This is a genomic window from Acidovorax sp. LjRoot204, assembly GCF_056175785.1.
On record NZ_JBGFFF010000275.1, the window covers coordinates 1 to 3,110 of the forward strand.

6 protein-coding genes are annotated in these 3,110 nt (G+C 57.4%); all 6 read left to right on the forward strand.

Features of this window, described 5'->3' with window-relative positions; translation table 11 throughout:
• The coding region (locus tag AC04MI_RS24295; RefSeq protein ID WP_476498937.1) for a preprotein translocase subunit SecY at nucleotides 1-404 on the forward strand (404 nt) is incomplete at its 5' end.
• A 137-nt stretch (nucleotides 405-541) separates the two neighbouring features.
• Complete coding sequence (rpmJ, locus tag AC04MI_RS24300) at nucleotides 542-655, forward strand: 50S ribosomal protein L36 (RefSeq protein ID WP_005793651.1); 114 nt, start codon at nucleotides 542-544, stop codon at nucleotides 653-655.
• Nucleotides 656-678: 23 nt separating this feature from the next.
• Complete coding sequence (rpsM, locus tag AC04MI_RS24305; RefSeq protein WP_476498938.1) at nucleotides 679-1,044, forward strand: 30S ribosomal protein S13; 366 nt, start codon at nucleotides 679-681, stop codon at nucleotides 1,042-1,044.
• A gap of 16 nt (nucleotides 1,045-1,060) precedes the next feature.
• Complete coding sequence (gene rpsK, locus AC04MI_RS24310; RefSeq protein ID WP_476498939.1) at nucleotides 1,061-1,465, forward strand: 30S ribosomal protein S11; 405 nt, start codon at nucleotides 1,061-1,063, stop codon at nucleotides 1,463-1,465.
• A gap of 90 nt (nucleotides 1,466-1,555) precedes the next feature.
• Entirely contained in the window at nucleotides 1,556-2,179 is a 624-nt protein-coding gene (gene rpsD / locus AC04MI_RS24315) for a 30S ribosomal protein S4 (RefSeq protein ID WP_008906515.1), read from the forward strand.
• 113 nt (nucleotides 2,180-2,292) lie between these two features.
• Nucleotides 2,293-3,110: DNA-directed RNA polymerase subunit alpha (locus AC04MI_RS24320; protein WP_476498940.1), on the forward strand; the 818-nt coding region annotated here is incomplete at its 3' end.

The window sequence follows — 3,110 nt, forward strand, 5'->3', positions numbered from 1 at the left end:
CTCCAGGTCAGCCGATCTATGTGATGTTCTATGCCGCTGCGATCATCTTCTTCTGCTTCTTCTACACGGCGTTGGTGTTCAACAGCCGCGAGACAGCAGACAACCTGAAGAAGAGTGGCGCRTTCATCCCAGGCATTCGTCCCGGTGAACAAACTGCCCGTTACATCGACAAGATCCTGGTTCGCCTGACCTTGGCCGGTGCCGTGTACATCACCTTCGTGTGTCTGTTGCCGGAGTTTCTGATCCTGAAGTACAACGTACCGTTTTACTTTGGTGGAACTTCCCTGCTGATCATTGTGGTGGTGACCATGGACTTCATGGCCCAGGTCCAGAACTACATGATGTCGCAACAGTACGAATCGCTGCTCAAGAAGGCGAACTTCAAAGGCAGTGCAGGCGGTTGACATCACGACGGCAGCGCCCAGCGCTGCCTGCAAAGAGTTGGATATCGGTTGAGTTGGCGCCCCACGATTTTTCGCGGGCACAAATTGTGTTCCGTGCGAAGCAGCCGGGACGGATGGAAAAGTTTTAGGAGAATGCAATGAGAGTTTCGGCTTCGGTCAAAAAAATCTGCCGCAACTGCAAGATCATCCGCCGCAAGGGTGTGGTGCGCGTGATCTGCACGGATCTGCGTCACAAGCAGCGCCAAGGTTGATTGGAAAGTATTAGAGGACGCATATGGCACGTATYGCTGGCATTAACATTCCGCCGCACAAGCACGCGGAAATCGGYYTGACCGCCATYTTYGGCATTGGTCGCACCCGCGCTCGCAAGATCTGCGAAGCRACYGGTATCGMWTATTCAAAGAAGATCAAGGAYCTGACKGAYGSCGATCTSGAAAAAATYCGCGASCAAATCGMGYWGTTCACCATYGAAGGYGACCTGCGYCGCGARACSACGATGAACATCAAGCGTTTGATGGACATCGGCTGCTATCGTGGCTTCCGCCATCGCCGCGGTCTGYCAATGCGTGGTCAGCGCACCCGTACCAATGCTCGCACTCGCAAGGGTCCGCGCAAGGGTGCAGCTGCACTGAAGAAATAAAGATTGAAAGATCATCATGGCTAAGTCTCCTGCCAATAACGCAGCTCAGCGCGTTCGCAAGAAGGTCCGSAAGAATGTTKCGGACGGCATTGCACACGTGCACGCCTCGTTCAACAACACCATCATCACGATCACCGACCGTCAGGGCAACGCCCTGTCGTGGGCTTCGTCCGGTGGCCAAGGTTTCAAGGGTTCGCGCAAGTCCACCCCATTCGCAGCCCAGGTGGCTTCGGAAGTGGCCGGTCGCGCTGCCATCGATCAAGGTATCAAGAACCTTGACGTTGAAATCAAGGGCCCAGGTCCTGGTCGTGAGTCTTCGGTGCGCGCATTGGGCGCACTGGGCATCCGTATCACATCGATCTCCGATGTGACACCGGTGCCACACAACGGCTGCCGCCCTCAAAAGCGCCGTCGTATCTAATCTCTCTAAGCCCACCGCCGCCTGTGAACGCGCAAGCGCCTCAGGCGGCTCCCGCAATGGTTTGCGGTAGATGACACAAAGGAAGCTCAAGTGGCACGTTACCTCGGCCCCAAGGCCAAACTCTCCCGCCGTGAAGGCACTGACCTGTTCCTGAAGAGCGCACGCCGCTCGATCGCTGACAAGTCCAAGTTCGACTCCAAGCCTGGTCAGCACGGCCGCACCTCGGGTGCCCGCACCTCTGACTACGGTCTGCAACTGCGTGAAAAGCAGAAGGTCAAGCGCATGTACGGCGTGCTGGAAAAGCAATTCCGCCGTTACTTCGAAGCCGCCGAAGGCAAGAAGGGCAACACTGGCGCCAATCTGTTGTTCCTGTTGGAATCTCGTCTCGACAACGTCGTGTACCGCATGGGTTTCGGCTCCACTCGCGCTGAAGCGCGCCAGCTGGTGTCGCACAAGGCGATCACCGTGAACGGCAAGTCCGTGAACATCGCTTCGTACCTCGTGAAGACGGGTGACGTGGTGGCTGTGCGTGAAAAGTCCAAGAAGCAAAATCGCGTGGTGGAAGCCCTGCAACTGGCAGCTCAAGTGGGCATGCCCGCATGGGTGGAAGTGAATGCCGAGAAGGCAGAAGGCATCTTCAAGAAGGTGCCAGACCGTGATGAGTTTGGCGCCGACATCAACGAATCGCTGATCGTTGAGTTGTACTCGCGCTAATCGGTCGAGTACGTAATTCAAGAAAACCGTCCCTGAACCGCGAGGCATTGCGGTTTAGGCGCTTCACCAGCCTTACCGGTGTAACGAGCTGGGGGTATTGAGAGGAAGTCTGAATGCAAACCAATTTGCTGAAACCCAAGGCGATCAATGTCGAGCAGCTTGGCCACAACCGTGCCAAGGTCGCACTGGAGCCGTTCGAGCGTGGGTACGGCCACACGCTGGGCAACGCCATTCGGCGCGTCCTGCTCTCGTCCATGGTGGGTTACGCAGCGACGGAAGTCACCATTGCAGGCGTTCTGCACGAGTATTCGTCTATTGACGGTGTTCAAGAGGATGTGGTCAATATCCTGCTGAACCTCAAGGGTGTGGTGTTCAAGCTCCATAACCGTGATGAAGTGACGTTGAGCCTGCGCAAAGATGGCGAAGGTGTGGTCACTGCCCGTGACATCCAGACCCCTCACGACGTGGAAATCGTCAACCCTGATCACGTGATCGCCAACCTGTCTGCCGGCGGGAAGCTGGACATGCAGATCAAGGTAGAGAAGGGYCGCGGCTAYGTGCCCGGCAMKMTGCGCCGCTATGCCGACGAGYCGACCAAGTCGATYGGCCGCATCGTSCTGGACGCSTCGTTCTCSCCCGTSAAGCGYGTGAGCTACACSGTSGAAAGCGCCCGTGTSGARCAGCGYACCGACYTGGACAAGCTGSTGGTCGAGATCGARACCAACGGYGCGATCACYGCCGAAGAYGCCGTGCGGGCATCTGCCAAGATCCTGGTGGAACAGCTGGCGGTATTCGCGCAGCTGGAAGGCGGCGAGCTGGCTGCGTTCGACGCACCCGCAGGCCCACGTGGCAATGCAACGTTCGATCCGATCCTGCTGCGTCCTGTGGACGAGCTGGAACTGACCGTGCGTTCTGCCAACTGCCTGAAGGC

Excerpts from the sequence above, each read along its gene's own strand:
- rpmJ (WP_005793651.1), top strand. The coding sequence starts at position 542 with ATGAGAGTTTCGGCTTCGGTCAAAAAAATCTGCCGCAACTGCAAGATC.